At 63.6% G+C, this 24,134-nt stretch carries 21 protein-coding genes; 8 read left to right on the forward strand and 13 right to left on the reverse strand.

The window, feature by feature from the left end; translation table 11 throughout:
• Positions 1 to 3: 3 nt before the first annotated feature.
• The 3 genes from prfA to G3N95_RS19635 all read right to left on the reverse strand — a co-directional run bounded on the left by prfA (position 4) and on the right by G3N95_RS19635 (position 3,311).
• Positions 4 to 1,086, reverse strand: coding sequence for a peptide chain release factor 1 (prfA, locus tag G3N95_RS19625; protein WP_205971720.1), 1,083 nt, complete (start codon positions 1,084 to 1,086; stop codon positions 4 to 6).
• A gap of 133 nt (positions 1,087 to 1,219) precedes the next feature.
• Positions 1,220 to 2,509: a glutamyl-tRNA reductase gene (gene hemA, locus G3N95_RS19630; protein WP_205971721.1), complete on the reverse strand. Its 1,290-nt coding sequence runs from the start codon at positions 2,507 to 2,509 to the stop codon at positions 1,220 to 1,222.
• A 55-nt stretch (positions 2,510 to 2,564) separates the two neighbouring features.
• Positions 2,565 to 3,311, reverse strand: a complete 747-nt coding sequence (locus G3N95_RS19635) for a response regulator transcription factor (RefSeq protein WP_205971722.1) — start codon at positions 3,309 to 3,311, stop codon at positions 2,565 to 2,567.
• A gap of 187 nt (positions 3,312 to 3,498) precedes the next feature.
• Between G3N95_RS19635 and G3N95_RS19640 the strand changes: the two genes are divergently transcribed.
• From G3N95_RS19640 to G3N95_RS19655, 4 genes are all read left to right on the forward strand, one after another.
• On the forward strand, positions 3,499 to 3,753 hold the full coding sequence (locus G3N95_RS19640; protein WP_205971723.1) for a hypothetical protein: 255 nt from the start codon (positions 3,499 to 3,501) through the stop codon (positions 3,751 to 3,753).
• Positions 3,754 to 3,772: 19 nt separating this feature from the next.
• Positions 3,773 to 5,587 carry an aminopeptidase P family protein gene (locus G3N95_RS19645; protein WP_205971724.1) on the forward strand — a complete coding sequence of 605 codons (1,815 nt, stop codon included), beginning with the start codon at positions 3,773 to 3,775 and terminating at the stop codon, positions 5,585 to 5,587.
• Between the two features lie 92 nt (positions 5,588 to 5,679).
• Positions 5,680 to 6,231, forward strand: coding sequence for a cysteine hydrolase family protein (locus G3N95_RS19650; protein ID WP_205971725.1), 552 nt, complete (start codon positions 5,680 to 5,682; stop codon positions 6,229 to 6,231).
• Positions 6,228 to 6,851 (forward strand): HAD family phosphatase, encoded by a 624-nt coding sequence (locus G3N95_RS19655; RefSeq protein ID WP_205971726.1) that lies wholly within the window; start codon positions 6,228 to 6,230, stop codon positions 6,849 to 6,851. The genes G3N95_RS19650 and G3N95_RS19655 overlap by 4 nt, the downstream gene beginning before the upstream one ends.
• A 27-nt stretch (positions 6,852 to 6,878) precedes the next feature.
• Here G3N95_RS19655 and G3N95_RS19660 read toward each other — a convergent pair whose 3' ends face one another.
• The 7 genes from G3N95_RS19660 to ychF all read right to left on the reverse strand — a co-directional run bounded on the left by G3N95_RS19660 (position 6,879) and on the right by ychF (position 16,455).
• Positions 6,879 to 8,021 (reverse strand): DUF748 domain-containing protein, encoded by a 1,143-nt coding sequence (locus G3N95_RS19660; RefSeq protein ID WP_205971727.1) that lies wholly within the window; start codon positions 8,019 to 8,021, stop codon positions 6,879 to 6,881.
• 222 nt (positions 8,022 to 8,243) lie between these two features.
• Positions 8,244 to 9,911, reverse strand: a complete 1,668-nt coding sequence (ettA, locus tag G3N95_RS19665; protein ID WP_205971728.1) for an energy-dependent translational throttle protein EttA — start codon at positions 9,909 to 9,911, stop codon at positions 8,244 to 8,246.
• Between the two features lie 921 nt (positions 9,912 to 10,832).
• Positions 10,833 to 11,924 carry a sn-glycerol-3-phosphate import ATP-binding protein UgpC gene (locus G3N95_RS19670; RefSeq protein WP_205971729.1) on the reverse strand — a complete coding sequence of 364 codons (1,092 nt, stop codon included), beginning with the start codon at positions 11,922 to 11,924 and terminating at the stop codon, positions 10,833 to 10,835.
• Between the two features lie 12 nt (positions 11,925 to 11,936).
• Positions 11,937 to 12,782 carry a sn-glycerol-3-phosphate ABC transporter permease UgpE gene (gene ugpE, locus G3N95_RS19675; RefSeq protein WP_205971730.1) on the reverse strand — a complete coding sequence of 282 codons (846 nt, stop codon included), beginning with the start codon at positions 12,780 to 12,782 and terminating at the stop codon, positions 11,937 to 11,939.
• Positions 12,779 to 13,663 carry a sn-glycerol-3-phosphate ABC transporter permease UgpA gene (ugpA, locus tag G3N95_RS19680; RefSeq protein ID WP_205971731.1) on the reverse strand — a complete coding sequence of 295 codons (885 nt, stop codon included), beginning with the start codon at positions 13,661 to 13,663 and terminating at the stop codon, positions 12,779 to 12,781. Before ugpA ends, ugpE begins: the two co-directional genes overlap by 4 nt.
• Positions 13,664 to 13,761: 98 nt before the next feature.
• Positions 13,762 to 15,087, reverse strand: a complete 1,326-nt coding sequence (gene ugpB / locus G3N95_RS19685; protein ID WP_205971732.1) for a sn-glycerol-3-phosphate ABC transporter substrate-binding protein UgpB — start codon at positions 15,085 to 15,087, stop codon at positions 13,762 to 13,764.
• A 273-nt stretch (positions 15,088 to 15,360) separates the two neighbouring features.
• Entirely contained in the window at positions 15,361 to 16,455 is a 1,095-nt protein-coding gene (gene ychF / locus G3N95_RS19690) for a redox-regulated ATPase YchF (protein ID WP_205971733.1), read from the reverse strand.
• 405 nt (positions 16,456 to 16,860) lie between these two features.
• Between ychF and G3N95_RS19695 the strand changes: the two genes are divergently transcribed.
• The 4 genes from G3N95_RS19695 to G3N95_RS19710 all read left to right on the forward strand — a co-directional run bounded on the left by G3N95_RS19695 (position 16,861) and on the right by G3N95_RS19710 (position 21,607).
• On the forward strand, positions 16,861 to 18,033 hold the full coding sequence (locus G3N95_RS19695) for a UbiH/UbiF family hydroxylase (RefSeq protein ID WP_205971734.1): 1,173 nt from the start codon (positions 16,861 to 16,863) through the stop codon (positions 18,031 to 18,033).
• A gap of 159 nt (positions 18,034 to 18,192) precedes the next feature.
• On the forward strand, positions 18,193 to 18,918 hold the full coding sequence (locus tag G3N95_RS19700) for a DsbC family protein (protein ID WP_205971735.1): 726 nt from the start codon (positions 18,193 to 18,195) through the stop codon (positions 18,916 to 18,918).
• Between the two features lie 101 nt (positions 18,919 to 19,019).
• Positions 19,020 to 20,813, forward strand: a complete 1,794-nt coding sequence (locus tag G3N95_RS19705) for a PDZ domain-containing protein (protein ID WP_205971736.1) — start codon at positions 19,020 to 19,022, stop codon at positions 20,811 to 20,813.
• Positions 20,814 to 21,010: 197 nt separating this feature from the next.
• Positions 21,011 to 21,607, forward strand: coding sequence for an NAD(P)H-dependent oxidoreductase (locus tag G3N95_RS19710; RefSeq protein WP_205971737.1), 597 nt, complete (start codon positions 21,011 to 21,013; stop codon positions 21,605 to 21,607).
• Positions 21,608 to 21,759: 152 nt separating this feature from the next.
• Here the strand turns inward: G3N95_RS19710 and G3N95_RS19715 are convergent, their stop codons facing one another.
• The 3 genes from G3N95_RS19715 to trpC all read right to left on the reverse strand — a co-directional run bounded on the left by G3N95_RS19715 (position 21,760) and on the right by trpC (position 24,123).
• Positions 21,760 to 22,581, reverse strand: a complete 822-nt coding sequence (locus G3N95_RS19715; protein ID WP_205971738.1) for a uracil-DNA glycosylase — start codon at positions 22,579 to 22,581, stop codon at positions 21,760 to 21,762.
• A 90-nt stretch (positions 22,582 to 22,671) separates the two neighbouring features.
• Entirely contained in the window at positions 22,672 to 23,307 is a 636-nt protein-coding gene (locus G3N95_RS19720) for a CYTH domain-containing protein (protein ID WP_205971739.1), read from the reverse strand.
• A gap of 30 nt (positions 23,308 to 23,337) precedes the next feature.
• A complete protein-coding gene (trpC, locus tag G3N95_RS19725; protein ID WP_205971740.1) occupies positions 23,338 to 24,123 on the reverse strand; it encodes an indole-3-glycerol phosphate synthase TrpC in 786 nt (261 codons plus the stop codon).
• Positions 24,124 to 24,134: the final 11 nt, after the last annotated feature.

The raw sequence follows: 24,134 nt of genomic DNA on the forward strand, positions 1-24,134 counted from the left end.
CGCTCAGTCCGCGTCGCCGAGCGACGCGAGCAGTTCCGCCTGATGCTCGGACACGAGCGCCGCGATCAGTTCGTCGAGATCGCCTTCCATGATCGATTCGAGGCGATACAGCGTCAGGTTGATCCGGTGATCCGTGAGACGGCCTTGCGGGAAGTTGTACGTACGAATGCGCTCCGAACGGTCGCCCGAACCGATCAGGCTCTTGCGCGTCGCGGCTTCCTTCGCGTGCTGCTCGTGGTACTGCTTGTCCTTGATGCGCGCCGCGAGCACTTTCAGCGCGCGATCCTTGTTCTTGTGCTGCGAGCGGTCGTCCTGACATTCGACGACGATGCCCGTCGGTAAGTGCGTCACGCGCACGGCGGAATCAGTCTTGTTGATGTGCTGACCGCCCGCGCCGGACGCACGGAACGTGTCGATGCGAAGATCGGCGGGATTGATCTCGACTTCGCCGATTTCGTCCGCTTCCGGCATCACCGCAACCGTGCAGGCGGACGTGTGGATGCGGCCTTGCGTTTCCGTCGCAGGCACGCGCTGCACGCGGTGTCCGCCCGATTCGAACTTGAGCTTCGAATACGCGGCGTCGCCCGCGATCCGCACGATCACTTCCTTGTAGCCGCCCAAGTCCGATTCGCTCGCCGACATCATCTCGACCTGCCAGCGGTTGCGTTCCGCGTAACGCAGATACATGCGCAGCAGATCGCCAGCGAACAGCGCCGATTCGTCGCCGCCCGTGCCCGCACGGATTTCGAGGAAGATATTGCGGTCGTCGTTCGGGTCTTTCGGCAGCAGCATCTTCTGCAGTTCGCTTTCGAGCGTTTCCATCCGCTCCCGCGACGCGCGGATTTCCTCTTCCGCGAAATCTTTCATCGACGTATCGGACAGCAGTTCCTGCGCAGTGGCCGCGTCGTTCATCGTCTGACGCCACAGACCGTATTGCTCGACGACCGGCTGCAACTCCGCGTGCTCACGCGTGAGCTTGCGGTATTGATCGATGTTCGCCGTGATGTCTTCGCGGCTCAACAGGTCGTTCAGTTCGGCCAGCCGTGTGGTCAGCTGGTCGAGCTTGGCTTGCATGCTCGTTTTCATTGGGGCGGTCGGAGCGGGGTCCGGAAAGAACGGCTGGATTCGGGGAAGCGGGTGGAAGCACCCGTGTCACTGCAGATGAAGCACCGTGCGGGCCTGGTCGGCCACCCGCGCGCTGCCGCGGCGAGAAGCGCCGCTAACGCTCGGAAGAAGAGTGAGCGTGTTTGTAGAAGCCGCCCATCAACTCGATGAGCTGGTCGCGGTTTTCGCTGCTGGCGCGGTTGAGCGCGTGCGTCGGACCATGGATCAGCTTGTTGGTCAGCGCCTGCGACAGCGCTTCAAGCACGGCGGTCGGATCGTCGCCGCGTGCGAGCATCTTTTGCGCCTTTTCGACTTCGGCACGGCGCAGCGCGTCGGCCTGGGTGTGCATGTGGCGGATGACGGGCACGATGCTGCGTGCGTCCAGCCACTGCATGAAATTCTGCACGCGCGTTTCGATGATCGTTTCTGCCTGCGCGACGGCGGCTTGCCGCGAGGCATTGCCCTCGCGGACGATCGCGCCGAGATCGTCTACGGTGTACAGAAACACGTCTTCGAGCTGGCCGACTTCCGGTTCGATGTCGCGCGGCACCGCGAGATCGACCATGAAAATGGGGCGGTGACGACGCGCTTTTACTGCACGCTCAACGGCGCCGAGACCGATGATGGGCAGCGTCGACGCCGTGCAGGACACGATGATGTCGAACTCGTGCATGCGCGTCGGCAATTCGGACAGTGGAATCGCGCGGCCGTTGAAGCTCTCGGCGAGGCGCTGGCCGCGTTCGGCCGTGCGGTTCGCAACCACCAGTTCGCGCGGCTGCTGCGCGGCGAAGTGGGTCGCGCACAGTTCGATCATTTCGCCCGCGCCGATGAACAGCACGCGCTGGTTCGACACCTTGTCGAAAATGCGCTGCGCGAGGCGCACGGCCGCCGCAGCCATCGAAACCGATTGCGCCCCGATTTCAGTCGTGGTGCGGACTTCCTTCGCGACCGCGAAAGTGCGCTGGAACAACTGGTTCAGATACGTGCCGAGCGCGCCGGCTTCCGTTGCCGTGCGCACGGCGTCCTTCATCTGGCCGACGATCTGCGTTTCACCCAGCACCATCGAGTCCAGCCCCGACGCGACGCGAAACGCGTGGCGCACGGCTTCAGATTGCGGCAGCGCATAAACATGCGGCGCGAGTTCGTTGATGCCGATGTTGTGGTACTTCGACAGCCAGTGGATCGCGGCTTCGCGGGCTGCGTGGTCGTCGGTGGCGCAGTAGAGTTCGGTGCGGTTGCAGGTGGAGAGGATCGCCGCTTCCGGGGCGGTGCGAGCCGTGCGGCCGAGGAAGATGTCCTTGAACGTCGACAGCGCCGGCGCGATCTGTTCGAGCGGAAACGCCACGCGTTCGCGCAGGGCGACAGGCGCGGTGTGGTGATTGATTCCGATCGTTAGCAGTTGCACGGGGACGCTACGGCGATTTTGGCGCGACGTATTGGGGCTATGGTTAGGCCCAATATTATAGCGTTTCCACGATTCTTTCAGTTGGCGAGGGTTTATCCGTGGTATCCGGGTTCTCGACGGGAATCCGGTCGAGACGGTAGCCGTAGCCGTACAGCGGCGTCAGCGTGTAGCCGAATTCGGGCCGCAGCTCGAGCTTGGTGCGGATGCGCGATGCATGCGTGTCGAGCGTACGCGACCTTACGTCGCGGCGGCGCGACCACACCGTTTCGAGGATATGCGCCCGAGACACCGGCCTCGACATATTGGTAAACAGCAACAGCGCGAACTGGAGTTCCTTCGGTGTCATCGTGATGCTCTGTCCCCGAAAGCTGACGATGGAGCGGCCGGCATCGAACGCGTATTCGCCGAACATCTCGCGCACGCGGTTACGCGGCCGGCGGATTCCGGCGCGGCGCATCAGCGCTTCGATGCGGGCGAGCATTTCGGGGCCGCGTACAGGCTTGGACAGGCAGTCGTCGGCGCCTGCCTGCAATATCGCGACCAGTTCGCTTTCGCGCGGGGCGTTCATCAGGGCGACGACGGGAAGGCCCGGCAGAACCTGCCGCACACGCACGATAACGTCTTCCGCGGGGGCGTCGCCGCAAAACGCGTCGGTGACAAGGAGATCGAAGAATTCGTGTTCGGCGCCCGCGAGAAAGGGCGCGCTGGCGGGAAAGTGGTGGCAGGCGTGGCCCCCGGCAAGCAGGAGCCGGCCGACTATTTCCGCGTGCCGGAGGTCAGGCTCAATAAGGGCGATTCGCATGGATGGTGGGATGGGCGCAGCGATCTGGCGCGGAGGCTTTCAGCTTGCTTAACCTTACCCCGGCCCCTAAACTCAACCGCTACGCAGAAAGCCGTGCAGACCTTCTGGTGAATGAGAAAAAAATGCTAACCATCGATAAAACAGCCGCCTATCAGAGCAGTCTTAATTTGACGGGCGGTGCGTGCTGATGGGCTGGCCGGGACTGATCATCCTCGGCGCCGTCGTCGGCGCAGCCAGCTGGTGGTTGCATCCGCTGAGGCGCGCGAGCCGCGTCGCGTTGTGGCTGGCAATGCTGGTCGGCGTGGCGGGTGCCGTGATCGCGCACATGGCAGGCAATGTCATTCAGCTTTTCCACGACGGCGACACGCTCGAGTGGCCCGTCTGCACTGCTATCGCGCTGGTTGCCGTTGCCGTGACGGTCGGCCTGTTTTCCCGTCGATGAATTCTTGCAGGTGAAACCGATGAACGTACGACTCTCCGAAACCGCCTCGATTCCTGAGCGCATCGCGCAACTGCGCAGCGCAATGAAGCAGGAAGGGTTCGCCGCCTGGCTGGTGCCATCGGCTGATCCTCATCTTTCCGAATATCTGCCCGGCCGCTGGCAAGGGCGCGAATGGCTGTCCGGCTTCACCGGCTCGGTCGGCACGCTGGTCGTGACGGCGGATTTCGCGGGCTTGTGGGTCGACAGCCGCTACTGGGTTCAGGCCGAAACGCAACTGGCGGGCACGGGCATTCAGCTGATGAAGATGTTCGGTGGCCAGCAGACGGCGCCGCATATCGACTGGCTCGCGCAGAACGTGCCGTCGGGCGCGACGGTCGGCGTCGACGGCGCGGTGCTCGGCGTCGCGGCGGCGCGTGCGCTGAACGACGCGCTGAAAGCGCGCGGCGTGAAGCTGCGCACCGATTTCGATCTGCTCGATAGCATCTGGCCGCAGCGTCCGTCGCTGCCGACGGCGGCCGTCTACGAACACGTCGCGCCGCACGCGAGCGTGTCGCGCGCGGCAAAGCTGGATCAGATCCGCCGTGCGATGCAGGAGAAGGGTGCGCAGTGGCATTTCATCTCGACGCTCGACGACCTCGCCTGGCTGCTGAATCTGCGCGGCGCCGACGTGAACTACAACCCGGTGTTCGTCGCGCATGCGCTGATCGGGCTGGAGCGTGCATCGCTGTTCGTGGTGGACGGCAAGGTGCCCGCGCAGCTCGCCGAATCGCTCGCACGCGACGGCATCAAGGTCGAGCCCTACGCGAAGGCGGCGGATGCGCTCGCCGCGCTGCCGAACGGACAGACGCTGCTGATCGACCCGCGCCGCATCACGTTCGGGTTGCTGCAATCGGTGCCGGGGTCGGTGGCGATCGTGGAGTCGGTGAATCCGTCCACATTCTTGAAGTCGCGCAAGACGGAAGCGGAAGCCGCGCACGTGCGTGCGACGATGGAGCAGGACGGTGCTGCGCTGGCCGAGTTTTTCGCGTGGTTCGAAGGCGCGCTGGGCCGCGAAAAAGTCACCGAACTGACCATCGACGAAAAGCTGACGGCGGCGCGGGCACGCCAGCCGGGTTTCGTCACGCTGAGCTTCGCGACCATCGCCGGCTTCAATGCGAACGGCGCGATGCCGCACTATCGCGCGACGCCCGCGTCGCATTCGACGATCGAAGGCAACGGCCTGCTGCTGATCGATTCGGGCGGCCAGTATCTGAGCGGCACGACCGACATCACGCGCGTCGTGCCCGTCGGCACGATCACGGACGAACATCGCCGCGACTTCACGACGGTGCTGAAGGGCACGATGGCGTTGTCGCGCGCGAAGTTTCCGCGCGGCATCCGTTCGCCGATGCTCGATTCGATCGCGCGTGCGCCGATCTGGGAAGCGGGCGCGGACTACGGCCACGGCACGGGTCACGGCGTCGGCTACTTCCTGAACGTTCATGAAGGCCCGCAGGTGATCTCGCACTACGCGCCCGCCGAAAGCTGGACGGCGATGGAAGAGGGCATGATCACGTCGATCGAGCCGGGTCTCTATCGGCCGGGCAAGTGGGGCATCCGCATCGAGAATCTGGTGCTGAACCGCGAGGCTGAAAAGACCGAGTTCGGCGATTTCCTCGAGTTCGAAACGCTGACGCTGTGCCCGATCGACACGCGCTGCGTCGCGCTGAACCTGTTGCGCGACGACGAGCGCGCGTGGCTCAACGCATATCACGCGATGGTGCGCGAGCGCGTCTCGCCGCGCGTGTCGGGTGACGCGAAGGCGTGGCTCGAAACCCGTACGCAGCCGGTCTGACGCTGCGCTGACGAGCCGCCGCGAAACGGCGGCTCGCTCGATGCCGCCAGCTTTGCCCCAGAAAGAAACGACCAATGAATAGCGAGGCTCGCATGTCCCGTGTTGCCGTGATCGTGATCGACGTACAGCAGATGTTCTTCAGCGGGCCGTCGCCCGCGTATCGCGGCGAGGCAGTGATCGACGGCATCAACCGGCTCACGTCGGCCGCGCGCAAGGCGAACGCGCCCGTCTTTTTCGTGCAGCACGAGAGCGACGCGAACGGACCGCTCGCGCGCGGCAGCGACGCGTGGCAATTGCCTGCGGCACTTGTTCGCGAGCAAGCGGACGCATCCATCTACAAGACCGTCGGCGACTCGTTTCATGAGACGCCGCTCGCGGATCAGCTTCGTCAAAAAGACATCGATAGCGTGCTGATATGCGGCTACGCGTCCGAGTTCTGTGTGAACGCTACGGCGCGGCGCGCCGAACTGCTCGGCTTGCGCACGACGGTCGTCGCGGACCTGCACACGACGCAGGACAAGCCGCATCTCGCCGCCGACAAGATCGTCGAGCACCAGAATTTCGTCTGGTCCAACTCGTCGATGACGGGCAGGCGCGTCAAGGTGCGCCCTCTCGCCGACATTCTGCAAACGGAGTTCGCATGAGCATCAAGGCAGTCGTGTTCGACTTCGGCGGCGTGCTGATCGACTGGAGCCCGCAGTATCTGTATCGCCGGCTGATTCCCGACGACGCCGAGCGCGCATGGTTTCTGTCGAACGTCTGCACGATGGACTGGGTGGTCCGCCAGGACGGCGGCCAGCCGATCGCGGAAGGCACGGCCGAGCTGGTCGCGAAGTTTCCCGAGCATGAAGCGTTGATTCGCGCGTTTTACGAGCGCTGGCATGAAATGGTCGCGGGCGTGCTCGACGATGGCGTCGCCACCGTCGAAAAGCTCGAAGACGCGAACGTGCCGCTGTTCGGCCTGACGAACTGGTCGGACGAGACTTTTCCGTATGCGTGGGAGCATTACCCTGTGCTGCGGCGCTTCAAGGACATCGTCGTGTCGGGGCGCGTGAAGATGGTCAAGCCCGATCCCGCCATCTTTGCCGAGATGCTGCGCCGGATTCGCGCGCATCTGCCGGCCATCGAAGCGCACGAACTCGTCTTTATCGACGACAACATCGCGAACGCGCGCGCCGCGACCGAACTCGGCTGGCACGGCGTGCATCACACGGACGCCGCGCAGACGGAAGCAAAACTGCGCGAACTCGGTTTGCCCGTCTGAGCCGACGAAGGCCGCGCTGAAGGGGCGTTATTGCCCAAGCAGATTTTTCAGCGCGTTGCCCAAGCCCTTCACCGTCTCTCCCGCGCCCTTCGCGACGCCCTCGGCGCTGACACCCAGCGCCTTCGCGAAGTTCGCGCGCAACTCCGTCATCACGCTTTCGTTCAGCTTGAACTTCGGATCGCGCAGGTTGCCGTCGATCGTGAAGTGCAGCGTGATGTCGTCGCCATGTTTTTTCAATGCGGCGACGGCGGCGCGCGTCGGTATCTGCATGAACGTATCGAGCGGATCATCCGTTTCGGCTAGTTGCAGATGATGCAGCGTGATCGTGCCCGGCGCATGGATGTGATAGCTCGTCACCGTGGCCTGCAGATTGAGGTCGAGCGTGCCGCCCGTTACCTGCGTCTTCGCGCCGGCCTTCTTCAACAGATACGGATCGAGCGTGACGACGTCGACGCCGTGCAGCGTCGTGGTCGTCTTCGAGTCCTTGCTCGCGATTGTCATCCAGCCGTCGAACGTCACGCGGCCGGTGTGTGACGGACCCTTGATCGCGCCTTTCATCGAAAGACTGGTCGGCTCGGTGAGGTCGGGCAGATGGATGTGGTCGACGCTCGCGCTCGCATCGCTGACGACTACCTTGTACGGCGGTTTGCTGATCGTCTCGTCGTAGAAGACGAACTGGCCGTCCGCGAACGCGATGTGGTCGATGAGTTTCTCGGCGGGTAAGGGCGGTTTGTTCGACACGGCGCCACTCGCCTCGCTTGCCGGTTGCGCGGGCTGGCTCATCGAGTCACGCAGCTTCGGCAGAATTTCCAGCCTGCCGCTCGCGGTGCGCACGAGCGCGAGATTGAAGCCGCGAACCACGACGCTCTGCAGATGCATCCGATGCGCGAACAGGTAATCGCGAACGTCGGGCGTCATGGTGATTTCGTCGGCGGTGAGGGCGTCGGGCGTCGGCCAGTCTTTCGGCGCCGTCAGCCGCACACGATGCAGCGTGATCGCCGAAAAGCCAACGTCGATCGAGTCAGCCGTGCCAACGGGCGCGAGCGCATCGACGACGCGTGCTTTCACTTCGCGTTGCACGAAATACAATCCGCCCAGCGCGAGCACGACGAGCAGCACGATCGCGCCTGCGATGGCCGCTAACACACGGCTGCTCTTCGACATCGCCATGCCACCTCCTCGTCCTTGTCAGGCCGTGGTTCGGGTTATGTGTCGCGGAGTGCCGCGCAGGATGCACAAGAGTGCACGCGAGGCGCGGCGCAGGCAGCGAAGGCCTGCATCGGAAAACTACGAGGACCGTATGCGATCCTGCGAGGATTGGGGAGCAACTCTTATGCCGTCCGCATCGAACCGCGAGCGCGGCCCGATTGCGGATGGTCGTGCAACGAACGCTTAACGGCTGATCGGCTTGTAGCGCAGACGCTTCGGACGGGCCGCTTCTTCGCCCAGGCGCGCGCGCTTGTCCGCTTCGTACTCCTGGTAGTTGCCGTCGAAGAAGGTGACTTGCGAATCGCCTTCGAACGCGAGGATGTGCGTCGCGATGCGGTCCAGGAACCAGCGGTCGTGCGAGATCACCATCACCGAGCCGGCGAATTCGAGCAGCGCGTCTTCGAGCGCGCGCAGCGTTTCGACGTCGAGGTCGTTCGACGGTTCGTCGAGCAGCAGCATATTGCCGCCGGCGATCAGCGTCTTCGCCAGATGCAAACGGCCGCGTTCGCCGCCCGACAGGTTGCCGACGATCTTCTGCTGGTCGCCGCCCTTGAAGTTGAAGCGGCCGATATACGCGCGCGACGGCGTTTCGTACTTGCCTACCGTCAGCACGTCTGCGCCGCCGGAGATCGCTTCGAACACGGTTTTCGAGCCGTCGAGCGCGTCGCGGCTCTGATCCACATACGCGAGCTTGACGGTCGGACCCTGAACGATTTCGCCCGAGTCCGGCTGTTCCTTGCCCGTCAGCATGCGGAACAGTGTCGACTTGCCGGCGCCGTTCGGACCGATGATGCCGACGATCGCGCCTGCCGGAATCTTGAAGCTCAGGTTGTCGATGAGCAGGCGATCGCCGTACGACTTGCTGACGTTCTTGAATTCGACCACTTCATTGCCGAGGCGGTCGCCGACGGGGATGAAGATTTCCTGGGTTTCGTTGCGCTTCTGGTATTCCTGGCTGTTCAGTTCCTCGAAGCGGGCGATACGCGCCTTCGACTTTGCCTGACGGCCCTTCGGGTTCTGGCGCACCCATTCCAGTTCCTTCTTGATTGCTTTCTGACGCGCGGATTCCGACGCTTCTTCCTGCTTCAGGCGGTCTTCCTTCTGGTCGAGCCAGCTGCTGTAGTTGCCTTTCCACGGAATGCCGTGGCCGCGGTCGAGTTCGAGAATCCACTCGGCGGCGTTGTCGAGGAAGTAGCGGTCGTGGGTGACGGCGACGACGGTGCCTGGGAAGCGCGTGAGGAACTGCTCCAGCCATTCGACGGATTCGGCGTCGAGGTGGTTGGTCGGTTCGTCGAGCAGCAGCATGTCGGGCTTTTCGAGCAGCAGCTTGCACAGTGCGACGCGGCGCTTTTCGCCGCCCGACAGGTGTTCGATCTTCGCGTCCCACGGCGGCAGGCGCAGCGCGTCTGCGGCGACTTCGAGCTGCTGTTCAGGGCTGCCGCCGTCCGACGTCGCGAGGATAGCTTCGTACTTCGCCTGTTCGGCGGCGAGCGCGTCGAAGTCGGCGTCCGGCTCGGCGTAGGCGGCGTAGATTTCGTCGAGCTTCTTGTGCGCCTGGAAGACGTCGCCGAGGCCGTCTTCGACGGCTTCGCGCACGGTCTTTTGCGGATCGAGCTGCGGTTCCTGCGGCAGATAGCCGATGTTGAGGTTCGGCATCGGCGTGGCTTCGCCTTCGATGTCCTTGTCGACGCCGGCCATGATCTTGATCAGCGTGGACTTACCCGAGCCGTTCAGGCCGAGCAGACCGATCTTCGCGCCGGGGAAGAACGACAGCGAGATGTCTTTCAGAATGTGGCGTTTGGGCGGCACGATTTTGCCGACCCGGTTCATGGTGAAGACGTATTGGGCCATTTTTGCTTGACAGATGGAATGGGGTTTGGCACTGCGCGTGCTCGGCGCCGGTTGGGGCGGATGGATGTGGCATTGTACTTCTTGAACTCGCTGGGCTTCGTTCTGGCTTTTTGTCTGCGACGCAGTCGCCGTGTTTTGCCTTCTCGGCGCGGGCTGGGCCTTTTGGTTTCTGCTCAGCGCTTTCGCTTTTGCGGGCATCCGCGTTTTGCTTCTGGTCTGCTGACGTTGCCCCTGTGCGGGGCGGCACCTACTTTTCTTTGCAGCGGCAAAGAAAAGTAGGCAAAAGAAAGCCGCTCACACCGCTAGCTCTTGCGATTGCCCAAGGTCTCTCGACGTCCCCGTCCTTCGCACGGCATCGCGGTATTTCACGCCCGTTGCCAGCGTGCTAACTCACGCATCACCCGCTTCGCACTCCCGCGTCACAGACCGAGCTACCAAACGTCCACCGCCGCCCAGGTGGCAAACTGTGTGTAGGCCGTCGCGATGGAAGTGCACCACTCCGGACTGAAAAGCGGGATCGGTGTCGTAGGAGTGCCAACGCATGTGGTGCGATCACCTACACACAGTTTGCCACCTGGGCGGCGCAGACGAGTCGCTGCCGCTGGCTGCCTGCGGGTAATTGGAGTGGGTGATGCGCCAGTTCAAGGCGTTGGCAACGGGCGCAAATCAGCGTGATGCCGTGTGGAGTGCGGGACCCGTTGGGGGCCCGCAGGCAAAAACACGGGCTGGCGGTGTGAGCCCGCTTTCTTTGCTTACTTTCTTTGCGGCGGCAAAGAAAGTAAGTGCCGCCCCGCACAGGGGCAACGCCTGAACAACCACTACGAAAGCGCGGACGCCAGCGAAAGCGCAGAGCGAAAACCAAAAGGCGAAGCCCGCGCCGAGAAGGCAAGAATGGCGACTGCGTCGCAGACAGAAAAAACCTCAGTTCAACCGCCGCCCACTTTCCTCATCGAAGAAATGCAAATGCCCCGCCGGCAAGGCGACCGACAGCATTTCACCGGCGCGAGGCCGGTGCCCATGCGGCAACCGCACGGTGACATCATGCTTTCCCCAGCGCCCATGCGCGAGATTATCGGCACCGAGTAGCTCGCACGAATCGACTGCAAGCGTCGCCGATGACGTGTCAGAGGCCAAACCGGGCGCCATATGCTCCGGCCGGATACCGAGCACGCAGCTACGCCCGTTCGCGACTTCGCGGCCGATGCAAGGCACGCCATCGAGCGGGAGCTTTGGCCCTTCACCCGCGACTTCGAAGAAGGCGCCATCTTCCGACACCCAGCCGCTCAGCAAATTCATCCCCGGCGAGCCGATAAATCCCGCCACGAATGTCGTAGCAGGCCGCTCATAAACCTCGGTCGGTGCACCGATCTGCTCAGCGTGTCCCTTGTTCATCACGATCACCCGCTGCGCCAGCGTCATCGCTTCGACCTGATCGTGCGTCACGTACAGACTCGTCGTCTTGAGCCGCCCATGCAAACGCTGGATTTCAAGCCGCATCTGCACGCGCAGACGCGCGTCGAGATTCGACAGCGGTTCGTCGAACAGAAACACGGCAGGCTCGCGCACGATCGCACGCCCCATCGCCACACGTTGCCGCTGTCCGCCCGACAGTTCGCGCGGCTTTCTCGCAAGCAACGGTTCGAGTTCAAGAATCTTCGCCGCGGTCAAAACGCGCGATTCGATCTTCGATTTCGGCAGTCCCGCGATCTTCAACGCATAGCCCATGTTCTCCGCGACCGTCATGTGCGGATAGAGCGCGTAGTTCTGAAACACCATCGCGATGTTGCGGTCCTTCGGCTCCAATTCGTTGACGACCTTGCCGTCGATCGAAATCGTGCCTTCCGTGATCGCTTCGAGTCCCGCGACCATCCGCAGCAACGTCGACTTGCCGCAGCCCGACGGCCCGACCATCACCACGAATTCACCGTCCTCGACATCCGCGTTGATGCCGTGCAGAACATTCTGCTTGCCGTCGTACGATTTCTTCACGCCCTTGAGCGTCAGTGCAGACATGACTGTTTATCCTTATTTTTCAGCATCGACCAGACCGCGCACGAACCAGCGCTGCATCGTCAGCACGACGACGAGCGGCGGCAGCATCGCGAGCAGCGTGGCCGCCATTACCAGATGCCATTCGGTGGCGGTGTCGCCCGATGCGATCATGCTTTTGATGCCGACCACAGCCGTCGTCAGCGACTGCTCGTTCGTGATCAGGATCGGCCACAGATACTGATTCCAACCGTAGATGAAGGTGATCACGAAGAGCGCCGCGAGGTTCGTCTTCGACAGCGGCAGCACGACGTCCCAGAAGAAACGCAGCGGCCCCGCGCCGTCGATGCGCGCCGCTTCCATCAGTTCATCGGGCAGCGTGAGGAAGAACTGGCGGAACAGGAACGTCGCGGTGGCCGACGCGATCAGCGGCAAAGTGAGGCCGGCGTACGTATTGCTCAGATGCATCGACGACACGACCTGCACCGTCGGAAAGATGCGCACTTCGACGGGCAGCATCAGCGTGATGAAGATCAGCCAGAACGCGACGTTGCGGCCCGGAAAGCGGAAGAACACGATCGCGAATGCCGAAATGATCGACACGGCGATCTTGCCGATCGCAATCACGAGCGCCATCACGAGGCTGTTGAGCAGCATCGTGCCGAACGGGCTGGCGGCGTTGCCCGTGCCGTGCGTCCAGATGTTGGCGATGTTCTCGAACAGATGCGTGCTGGGCACCAGCGACAGCGGCACGCTGAACACTTCGTGCTCGTTCATCGTCGCCGCGCAGAACGCGACGTAGACGGGAAACACGACCAGCAGCACGCCGACGATCAACACGGCGTGGCAGAAGATATCGAAGCCGCGGCGATTCTCGATCATGAGTATTGAACCCTCCGCTCGATGAAACGGAACTGCACGACGGTCAACCCGACGACGATCAGCATCAGCACGACCGACTGCGCGCCCGAACTGCCGATGTCGAGTCCCTGGAACCCTTCGGCGAAGATCTTGTAGATCAGCGTGCGCGTCGATTGGCCGGGACCGCCGCCGGTTGCGGCGTCGATGATCGGGAAAGTGTCGAAGAACGCGTAGACGAGATTGACGACGAGCAGGAAGAACGTGGTCGGCGACAACAGCGGCAGCGCGATGCCGAAGAAGCGACGCACGGGCCCTGCGCCGTCGATCGCGGCCGCTTCGATCAGCGAACGTGGAATCGCCTGCAGGCCCGCGTAGAAGAACAGGAAGTTGTAGCTGACCTGTTTCCAGATGGACGCGAGCACGACGAGGAACATCGCTTGCCCCGGATTCAGCGCGTGATTCCACACGATGCCCGCCTTGCCGAGCGAGTACGTGACGAGGCCGATGCTCGGATTGAACAGGAACGACCACAGCACGGCGGCGATCGCGGGCGCCACCGCGTACGGCCAGATCAGCAGCGTCTGATAGGCCTTGGCGCCGCGCGTCACACGATCGGCGCACGCGGCGAGCAGCAGCGAAATCGCGAGGCCGCACACGGTGACGAGCGTGCAGAAGATCAGCGTCGTTTCGAACGACGAGAGATACAGCGGGTCGGCGAAGAGCTGCTTGAAGTTGCCCAAGCCCACGAATTCGCTCGACGTGCCGAAGGCGTCCTGCGTCTGCGTCGATTGCCAGAGCGCTTCACCCGCAGGCAGCAGGAAGAACAGCAGCGTGATCGCGAGCTGCGGCGCGACGAGCAGGTACGGCAGCAAGCCGGTGCCGAAGCGGGAGCGCTTGTCCATCGACGTCCCTTTCAAAAGTGACCAGGCGGGCGCGCCCTGGTTTGCCACGCGTCATGACTCGCAGCAAGGCACGCCCGGTGCGTGAATTAACGCGCGGATCAACTACCCGCTTTCTCGAAGCGGCGCAGCAGCTCGTCGCCGCGCGACACCGACGAATCGAGCGCATCCTTGGGCGTCTTCTTGTCGGCCCAGACCTGTTCGAGTTCTTCGTCGATGATCGTCCGGATCTGCGGCATGTTGCCCAGACGCAGGCCCTTCGTGTACGGCAGAGGCGGCTTGTTCAGCATCTGCTTGATGGCCGTGTCGCTGCCGGGATTCTTCTCGTAGAAGCCTTGTTGCTGTGTCAGTTCGTAGGCGGCCGTGGTGACGGGCAGGTAGCCCGTGTCCTGATGCCACTTCGCGGCGACAGGCGCCGAGCTGAGATACGCGAGGAACTTCGCGACGCCCTTGTAGACGGCAGGGTCCTTGCCCGACAGCACCCACAAGCTGGCGCCGCCGATGATTGCATTCTGCGGCGCGCCCTTGACGTTCGCGTCGTACGGCATCATGCCCGTGCCGAAGTTGAACTTCGCGTACTTGCGGATCGTCGCGAGCGAGCCGGACGAATTCGTGATGATCCCGCAGTCGCCGCTATAGAACTTCGACACCGGCTCGTCCTTGCGGCCCGCATAGGTGAACGTGCCATCCTTGGCCATCTTCTGCAGGAAGGTGATGTGCGCGATCTGTTGCGGCTTGTTGAATTCGAGCTTCGCGTCGGCGCCGTCGAAGCCGTTGTTTTCCGTCGCAAACGGCACGCCATGCCACGCGCTGTAGTTCTCCAGCTGAATCCAGCTTTGCCAGCCCGAGGAATAGCCGCACGACATGCCCGCTGCTTTCAGCTTTTGCGCGTCCTGTTCGAGTTCGGCCCAGGTCTTCGGCGGCGTGTTCGGATCGAGACCGGCCTTCTTGAAGGCGTCCTTGTTGTAGTAGAGGACGGGTGTCGAACTGTTGAACGGCATCGAGATCAGATGGCCCGTCTTCGAGTCGCTGTAGTAGCTGGCGATGGTCGGCACGAACGCCTTTTCGTCGAGCGTCATGCCCGCCTGCTTGAACACATCGGAGACCGGGACGACGGCCTTCTTCGCCTGCATCATTGTCGCCGTGCCCACTTCGTAGACCTGCAGGATCGCGGGCGCGTTGCCGCTGCGATAGGCGGCGATGCCTGCCGCTAGCGTCTGGTCGTAGGTGCCCTTGAAGACCGGGACGATCTTGTAATCGCTCTGCGATGCATTGAAGTCGTTGGCGATCGTGTTCAGGCGCTCGCCGAGCGCGGCTTCCATCGCGTGCCAGAACTGGATTTCAGTAGCGGCGTAGGCGCTTTGGTATGCGCCGAAGCCGAGGACGGCAGCAACGGACAGCGAACGGAACAGCGGCTTGCAATGCATCGAGAGTCTCCTGATGGTGGAAAGCGCGAAATCGCGGTCGCGCGATTCTAGTTGTGGTCGATGACAGGAAAGCGTCGGTGAGTTTTCGATGTGTAAGTCTCGTCGTCGAACGGGCAATTTAACATCGTAAGAATAACTGGAGAAAGCGCGATTACCCGGAGCACCGATGGATGCGCGGGCAACGAAGGCGAAAAAAAGGCCGCGTCGTAGCGCGGCCTGATGTGATGTGCGAACCCCGCTCGGGGCGGCGGGGACACATTTGACAATTGATCGTCAGACGTTGAACAGGAAGTTCATCACGTCGCCGTCGTGCACGATGTACTCCTTGCCTTCGGCTCGCATCTTGCCCGCTTCCTTCGCGCCTTGCTCGCCCTTGTACGTGATGTAGTCGTCGAAGCCGATCGTCTGCGCGCGAATGAAGCCGCGTTCGAAGTCCGTATGGATCGCGCCCGCCGCCTGCGGCGCGGTATCGCCGATATGGATCGTCCACGCGCGCACTTCCTTCACGCCCGCCGTGAAGTAGGTCTGCAGTCCGAGCAGCTTGAAGCCGGCGCGGATCACGCGGTTCAGGCCGGGTTCGTCCATGCCCATGTCCGCGAGGAACACTTCCTTGTCTTCATCGGCGAGGTCGGCGATTTCCGCCTCGATCGCCGCGCACACGGCGACCACGGGCGCTTTCTCCGTTTCCGCATAGTTACGCACCGCGTCCAGATGCGGATTGTTCTCGAAGCCGTCTTCCTTGACGTTCGCGACGTACATGGCCGGCTTGGCTGTAATCAGGCAGAACGGCTTGATCAGCAGACGCTCTTCTTCCGTCAGGTCGAGGCCACGCACCGGCTTGGCCTGGTCCAGCTGCACGCGAACCTTCTCCAGCACGGCTGCGAGCTTCACCGCTTCCTTGTCGTTGCCGGACTTCGCGGCCTTCGCATAACGCGTGAGCGCCTTTTCAACGGTGGCGAGGTCGGCGAGCGCCAGTTCCGTGTTGATGACCTCGATGTCCGACACCGGGTCCACCTTGCCCGCGACGTGAATCACGTTCTCGTCTTCGAAGCAGCGCACGACGTGCGTGATCGCGTCGGTTTCGCGGATGTTCGCGAGGAACTGGTTGCCGAGGCCTTCACCCTTGCTTGCGCCAGCGACGAGGCCCGCGATGTCGACGAACTCGACGACGGCGGGCACGATGCGCTCCGGCTTGACGATTTCGGAGAGCGCCTTCAGACGCGCATCCGGCACTTCGACCACGCCGACGTTCGGTTCGATCGTGCAGAAGGGATAGTTTTCGGCGGCGATGCCCGCCTTGGTCAGCGCGTTGAACAGGGTGGACTTGCCGACGTTAGGCAGGCCGACGATGCCGCATTTGAGGCTCATGAAGGTTCTCTACAAATCAGGTGGTGACAGGCTTCGGCGAACGGAGCGGACTTGCCGCACGGGCTGCACGCAGCGCGACGCGATGCCGGCTGCGGCCCGCAGGTCCGCTCGCCGGATGGCGCGGCACAGGCGGACTGTCGTATGACGCCCGCCGCGCTGAAAACGCGCGCCGGGGTGCCGGATAACCGAAAACCGCAATTGTAACCCTGTCCGGCGCTGCATTCGCGGCAGCGCAGGCGTGGACACGCATGCCGCTTGTCGCCGGCTCGCCACGGGCGAGCCCTTCCCACTCGCTCACATTTGCACCCGACCAGCATCAAACACCCCGTCAAACAAAGCCAAAATGCCCTCGAAAGACGGCCCGGCCGATCCGTCCCCGCCACCCCTCGCGGCTATAATGCCCGGATGAATGCTCACCATCAGTCTTTCGACGTCGCCGTGATCGGCGGCGGGCTCGTCGGCAAGACGGCGGCGCTCGCGCTCACGCAGAGCGGACTGCGCGTCGCGCTGCTCGCGCAGCACTGTCAGCCGCTGCCCGCCGGCGCCGTGTTCGACTCGCGCGTCTACGCGCTGTCCGCGAGTTCGCAGGCGCTGCTCGAACGCCTGCGGGTGTGGCAGGCGCTCGACGCATCGCGGCTCGCGCCCGTGTACGACATGCGCGTCTACGGCGACGCTCACGCCGAACTGCATTTCTCAGCGTTTCAGGCCTCGGTGCCGCAGCTCGCGTGGATCGGGGAATCGTCGCTGATCGAGCATGCGCTCGATGCCGCGCTGCGTTTCCAGCCCAATCTCACGTGGATCGATACGCGCGCGCAGGGACTCGACGTCAAGACGGGCGGCGCGACGATCGGTCTTGCAAACGGCAATGTGCTCGAAGCGGACCTCGTGGTCGGCGCGGACGGCGCGCATTCTTGGGTGCGTGCACAGATCGGCTCGAAGGTGAACCGGCGCGACTACCGGCAGACGGGCGTCGTCGCGAACTTCAAGGCCGAGCGTCCGCACGGTGAGACCGCGTACCAGTGGTTCCGCGACGGCGAGATCATCGCGCTGCTGCCGCTGCCGAACGGTCACGTGTCGCTAGTCTGGTCGGCGCTGACCGATCACGCGAATACCCTCGTCAAGCTCGATCCGGCGCAACTCGCAGCGGAAGTCGAGCGCGCGACGATGGGCGCACTCGGCACGCTCGAATGCGTGACACCCGCCCAGGGCTTTCCGCTCGCGCTGCAAACGGTCGACCGGCTGGTCGCGCCGCGCGTCGCGCTGGTCGGCGATGCCGCGCATCTGATCCATCCGCTCGCCGGGCAGGGCATGAATCTGGGGTTGCGCGATGTGGCGTCGCTGGTCGATGTGATCGTGAAGAAGGAGGCGTTCCGCGATATCGGCGACATGGTGCTGTTGCGCCGCTACGAGCGTTCGCGCAGCGAAGACATCCGCGCGCTGACCATCGCCACCGACGGCCTGCAAAAGCTGTTCGGGCTGCCCGGCAATATCGCGCGCGCGGTCCGCAATACGGGCATGGCGTTCGTCGGCGCGCAGCCGCTGATCAAGCGCTGGCTGGTGTCGGCGGCGCTGGGCTGACGCTTCGGCTGACGGCGCGCGCGTTGAACCGCACGGCGGCGCGCACGTCTGACAGGATCGCACGCAAGGCATACCATCTGCGCAAGGCGCGCGGAACTTGAACACAGGCGCTAACGAGCGGCAAACGGCCGCGCGCCGAACTGAATCAGGAGCAGCAGCATGAAGAAACATATCCGTATCGCCGCGCTGGCGCTGGCCGTCGCGACCATCGGCCTCGGCTGTTCGGCGCAGGCCGATCAGACCACCGACAAGCTCAAATCGACGCTGCAGGCCCGTCTCAGCGAAGCGACGATCAAGAGCGTGTCGAAGTCGCCGATCGACGGCCTTTACGAAGTGAACCTCGGCTCGCAGATCATCTACAGCGACGCATCGGGCGACCATCTGATTCTCGGCGACATGGTCGACTCGAAGACCCGCAAGAACCTGACGGAAGCGCGCCTGTCCGAAACCAACCGCATCGATTTCGCGAGCCTGCCGTTCGCGAACGCGGTGAAGGTGGTGAAGGGCAACGGCAGCCGCAAGATCGCCGTGTTCTCCGATCCGAACTGTCCGTACTGCAAGCAACTCGAAACGACGCTGAAGTCGATGGACAACATCACCGTCTACACCTTCCTGTACCCGGTGCTGTCGCCGGATTCGACCGTGAAGTCGAAGTCGATCTGGTGTTCCGCCGACCGCGCGAAGGCGTGGGAATCGTGGATGCAGGATCACCGCGCGCCGACCGCGCCGGGAACCTGCGATACAGCCGCGATCGACAAGAATCTCGCACTCGGCCAGTCGATGAACGTGAGCGGCACGCCGACTGTATTCCTCGCGGACGGCCGCCGCCTGCCGGGCGCGGTTCCGGCAGACGAACTGGATAAGGCGCTGTCGTCGGTGCGCTGAGTGGCGCGCATCGTCTGAATGTTGTTGAAAGGAGGCGCGCGGCGCCTCCTGTGTTTTGAAGCCTTCCGAATCTCCTCACGAATTTCCACACACGAGCGCCGATGAAGCCGATCCGCTACGCCATCGTTCCGAAGCAACCCGCCGCCCATCTCTTCGAAGTCACCGTCACGGTCGCCGAACCCGATCCGGCGGGCCAGCGCTTCATGTTGCCAGTGTGGATTCCGGGCAGCTACATGGTCCGGGAATTCGCGCGCAACATCGTCACGCTGCGCGCGTTCAACGACGCGGGCCGCAAGGTGCGCATCGAAAAGACCGACAAGCACGCGTGGCAGGCAGCGCCCGTCAAGGGCGCGCTGACGTTGCGCTACGAGGTCTACGCGTGGGACATGTCAGTGCGCGCCGCGCATCTCGACGACACGACGGGCTTCTTCAACGGCACGAGCGTGTTTCTGTCGCCGCTCGGCTTCGAGGGCGCACCGTGCGTCGTCGATATCCAGAAGCCGGCCGGTCCGCAGTTCCGCAACTGGCGCGTCGCGACGGCGCTCACGGAAGCGCGCGCGACGAAGCGCTACGGCTTCGGCGAATACACCGCACAGAACTACGACGAGCTGATCGATCATCCCGTCACGCTCGGCGAATTCGAACTCGCCACATTCAAGGCGCACGGCGTGCCGCATGACATCGTGATCGCGGGACGTGTGATCGGGCTGGACATGGAACGGCTGTCGGCGGATCTGAAGCGCGTGTGCGAGGCTCAGATCGCACTGTTCGAGCCGCGCACGAAAAAGGCGCCGATGGACCGTTACGTGTTCATGACGCAGGCCGTCACCGATGGCTACGGCGGACTGGAGCATCGTGCGTCGACGGCGCTGATCTGCAACCGCTCGGATTTGCCTGTGACCGGCCGTGACGAGACGACGGACGGCTATCGCACGTATCTCGGTCTGTGCAGCCACGAATACTTCCACACCTGGAATGTGAAGCGCATCAAGCCGGCGGTGTTCGCGCCTTACGATCTGACCCAGGAGAACTACACGTCGCTGCTGTGGCTGTTCGAGGGCTTCACGTCGTACTACGACGACCTGATGCTGGTACGCAGCGGTCTCATCAAGGAAGCCGACTACTACACGCTGCTCGGCAAGACGATTGGCGGCGTGCTGCGCGGCAGCGGGCGTCTGAAGCAGACGGTCGCCGAAAGTTCGTTCGACGCGTGGGTCAAGTACTACCGGCAGGACGAGAACGCGGCGAACGCGATCGTCAGCTACTACACGAAGGGCTCGCTGGTCGCGCTGGCGTTCGATCTGACGATTCGCGCGCAAACGCAGAACCGCAAATCGCTCGACGACGTGATGCGCCTGCTGTGGCAGCGCTATGGACGCGATTTCTACAAGGGCAAGGGCGAGGGTATCGAGGAAGCGGACGTCGAGGCGCTGTTCGCCGAAGCGACGGGCGCCGATTTGTCCGAGCTGTTCGCGGACGGCGTGCGCGGCACGCGCGATCTGCCGCTCGACACGCTGCTCGCGCCGTTCGGCGTGACGGTCGAGCCGGATGTCGATCCCAAGGGCAAGCCGTCGCTCGGCGCGCGGGTGCGCGGTGGCGCAGACTGCACGCTGGCGGCCGTTCACGACGGCAGCGCGGCGCAGAAGGCGGGCCTTTCGGCGGGCGACGTGCTGATCGCCGTCGACGGCTTGCGCGTGACGGGTTCGAATCTCGACGCGCTGCTGTCGCGCTATCAGCCGGGCGCGAAGGTCGAGGTGCACGCGTTCCGGCGCGATGAGCTGCGCGTCGCGCAGGTCAGGCTGGACGGCCCCGAAGTCTCGCGCTACAAGCTCGCCGCGAATGACAAGCGGGCAGCGGCCGTGACGGCTCGCAAGCGCTGGCTCGGCGGCAAGTAAGGGTTCGCGCCCACCGTCAACAAGGCTTCGCTGGGCGTCAATAAGGGTCCGCTCACCGTCCGCCAGCCAAAAGCCCGGCGGCGGATTGTTCTACCGTTGCAACAATCCGTCGCCGCCGCGCTACTTTTTCCCGGGCGGGTAAAAAAACACAATGACTCCACTCGCGCAACACAGCGCGCCCCTCACTGGAGTCACAGATGACCACGATCCTGCAAATCAACTCGTCGGCTCGCTCGCAAGGCGCTCAATCGACGCTGCTCGCCAACGAACTGACGGCAAAGCTGCAACAATCGAATCCGGGCGCGCAAGTCGTCGTCCGCAATCTGCAAGAAGACGCGCTGCCGCACCTCGACGACGCGATTCTCGGCGCCTTCTTTACGCCGGCGGAACAGCGCACGGCCGAGCAGCAAGCGATTGCAGCGCGCAGCGAAGCGCTGATCGCCGAACTGCAAGCCGCCGACATCGTCGTGATCGGCGCGCCGCTGTACAACTTCGGTATCTCGTCGCAACTGAAGACGTACTTCGACTTCATCGCACGTGCCGGCATCACGTTCAAGTACGGCGCGAATGGTCCGGAAGGCCTCGTGACGGGCAAGAAGGTGTTCGTGGTTTCGGCACGCGGCGGCAAGTACGTCGGCACGCCGGGCGACTCGCAGACGCCTTACCTGACGACGTTCCTCGGTTTCCTCGGCATGACGGACGTGAACTTCATCTACGCGGAAGGCCTGAACATGGGCCCGGACGCAGCGAACGCGGCACTGGCCGGTGCACGCGAAGCGATCGCCGCAGCCTGAGACGTCTGAGCAGTCGCGCGGCAAGCCATCCGGCGAGCCGCCCGCCTGTCCGATCCGGTGATCGGCCGAATCGAGACGGCAAAATACAACGCCACGGAACATGATTCCGTGGCGTTTTTCGTTGGGGCTTCTGTTGAACCTTGGACGGCGCTTCAGGCGAACACTTCGCCCGTTTCCGGCAAACGCCAATCGATGGCCGGCCGGCCGTGCGCTTCCAGAAATTCGTTTGCGAGCGCGAAGTGCCGGCAGCCGAGAAAGCCCCGATGCGCGGACAGCGGCGAAGGATGAGGCGCTTCCAGCACACAATGCGACTTGCCTTCGAGCAACGCACGCTTCGCCTGCGCATGCGCGCCCCACAGCATGAAGACAAGCCCTTCGTGACGCATCGCGAGTTCGTGGATCAGCGTGTCGGTGCACTTTTCCCAGCCGCGCTTCGCGTGGCTCGCCGCGCGATCGCGTTCGACCGTCAGTACCGTGTTGAGCAGGAGCACGCCCTGGCGCGCCCACGCGTCGAGGCAGCCGTGCTGGGGCGTCTCATAGCCGAGGCTCGCCGCGATTTCCTTGAAGATGTTGCGCAGCGACGGCGGCGGGCGCACCGAAGGCGGCACCGAGAATGCGAGTCCGTGTGCCTGCGGCGTGCCTCGGTCTTCGCCGTGATACGGATCCTGGCCGAGAATCACGACCTTGACGTCGTCGGGACTGGTCAGACGCAGTGCGCGGAACACGTCGGCGGGATAGACGGTCTTGCCGGCCGCACGCTCGCCATCGACGAAACGGCACAGCGGCGTGTAGGTGTCGCTGTCGATGAACGGCTTCAGATGCGCACGCCATGCAGGCGGCAACGCTTCGAATTGCGATTCGAGCGTCTGGGTATTCTGGGTGTCGACAGTGGGGGAAGGCGCGGCGCTGGTGTCGTCGTCGGTGAAAAGCGACGGCTGCGTCGGCGGAATGCGGGAGCGTTTTGCGGAATTCATGGCGGGCTAGTGTGGCAGCAAACGCGGACGCACTCAAGGTTCGTCGCGTTCGCTTGCAGGTTTGCTGCCGCTTTCGACCCGCGTCGTTGGTTACGTCGTGCCGCCTTCGCGCAGACGATAGCCGCGCTGCGCCTTGCTGACGTCATCGGGACGCAGGCCGTGAACCGCCTTCGCCAGTTCTGCCGACAACGTGCTCAGCGCGCTCGCGTCACCGTGCTTCAATTCCAGCTCGACCTCGCAGATCGGCGCGCGGCGCTGTTCGCCGTTCACGTCGGCGAGTACCGCGCCTTGATCGATGGCTGCTTCGATATCCGCGCCGTCCACGCTCACGTGCCAGATCGTCCGCGAAAAATTCGTGGCGAAAAGCGGAATCAGTTCGTCGCGGGCGCTGCGCAACGCGGCTTTCGACGGCTCGTCGTCGCACGCTTCGAGCAGCGCGTCGATTTCGAGCGCGTTGCCCTTGACGGGCAATTCCCACTCATGGCGGCTATGCAAACCACCATTCGACGCGCCGACCGTCTTGTACGTCTGCAGCCAGCCGTCCGGCGTGCGGCGCACGCGCACCGCGCTTTTTGCGCGCGCGAGCGTCAGCGACGGCGTGTCGAAGTAGCTGTTTTCCAGCGTGATCGTGCGGCCTGCGCCGCCCGCGCGCTGAATGAACCATTGCGTCGCCGCGCCGACCTGATCGGTCGGCAGCGCCAGCTTGATCTCGTGTTCCATGCCCATCGTCAGACTCGCTTTAGACGTTCGCCGTACTCAGAAGAACATTCGCGCAAGTTCCGCGCCCGGCTCCTCGGCGCGCATGAACGCCTCGCCGACGAGGAACGTGTTCACGTCCATCGCGCGCATCCGCTCGACGTCGACGCGCGACAGAATGCCCGACTCGGTCACGACGATGCGGTCGGCCGGCATCATGTCCAGCAGGCCGAGCGTCGTGTCGATCGACGTTTCGAACGTGCGCAGGTTGCGGTTGTTCACGCCGATCAGCGGCGTCTTCAGCGTCAATGCTTCGACCAGTTCGTTCTTGTCGTGCACTTCCACCAGCACCGCGAGACCCAGCGAATGCGCGTACGCTTCGAGATCCTGCATCTGCGAGGTTTCGAGTGCGGCGACGATCAGCAGGATCGCGTCGGCACCCATCGCGCGCGCTTCGAGGATCTGATACGGATCGACGATGAAGTCCTTGCGCAGCACGGGCAGCTCGCACGCGGCGCGCGCTTCTTCCAGGTACTGTGCGCTGCCCTTGAAGAACTGCACGTCGGTCAGCACGGACAGACACGCCGCGCCGTGCTTCGCGTACGAACGCGCGATGTCGGCGGGTACGAAGTGCTCGCGCAGCACGCCTTTCGACGGGCTGGCCTTCTTGACCTCGGCGATGACGGCCGCCAGACCGGCCTCTTGCTTGGCGCGGATCGCGCCGACGAAATCGCGCAGATCGCGCGTGGATGCCTGCAGACGCAGTTCTTCGAGCGGCGCGCTTTTCTGCGCGGCGCGCACTTCCTCGCGCTTGACGTCGATGATGCGGTCGAGAATATCGCTCATGTGAATTCCGT

Origin of the sequence: Paraburkholderia sp. Tr-20389 (genome assembly GCF_017104565.1) — a bacterium.
Taxonomy (GTDB): domain Bacteria; phylum Pseudomonadota; class Gammaproteobacteria; order Burkholderiales; family Burkholderiaceae; genus Paraburkholderia.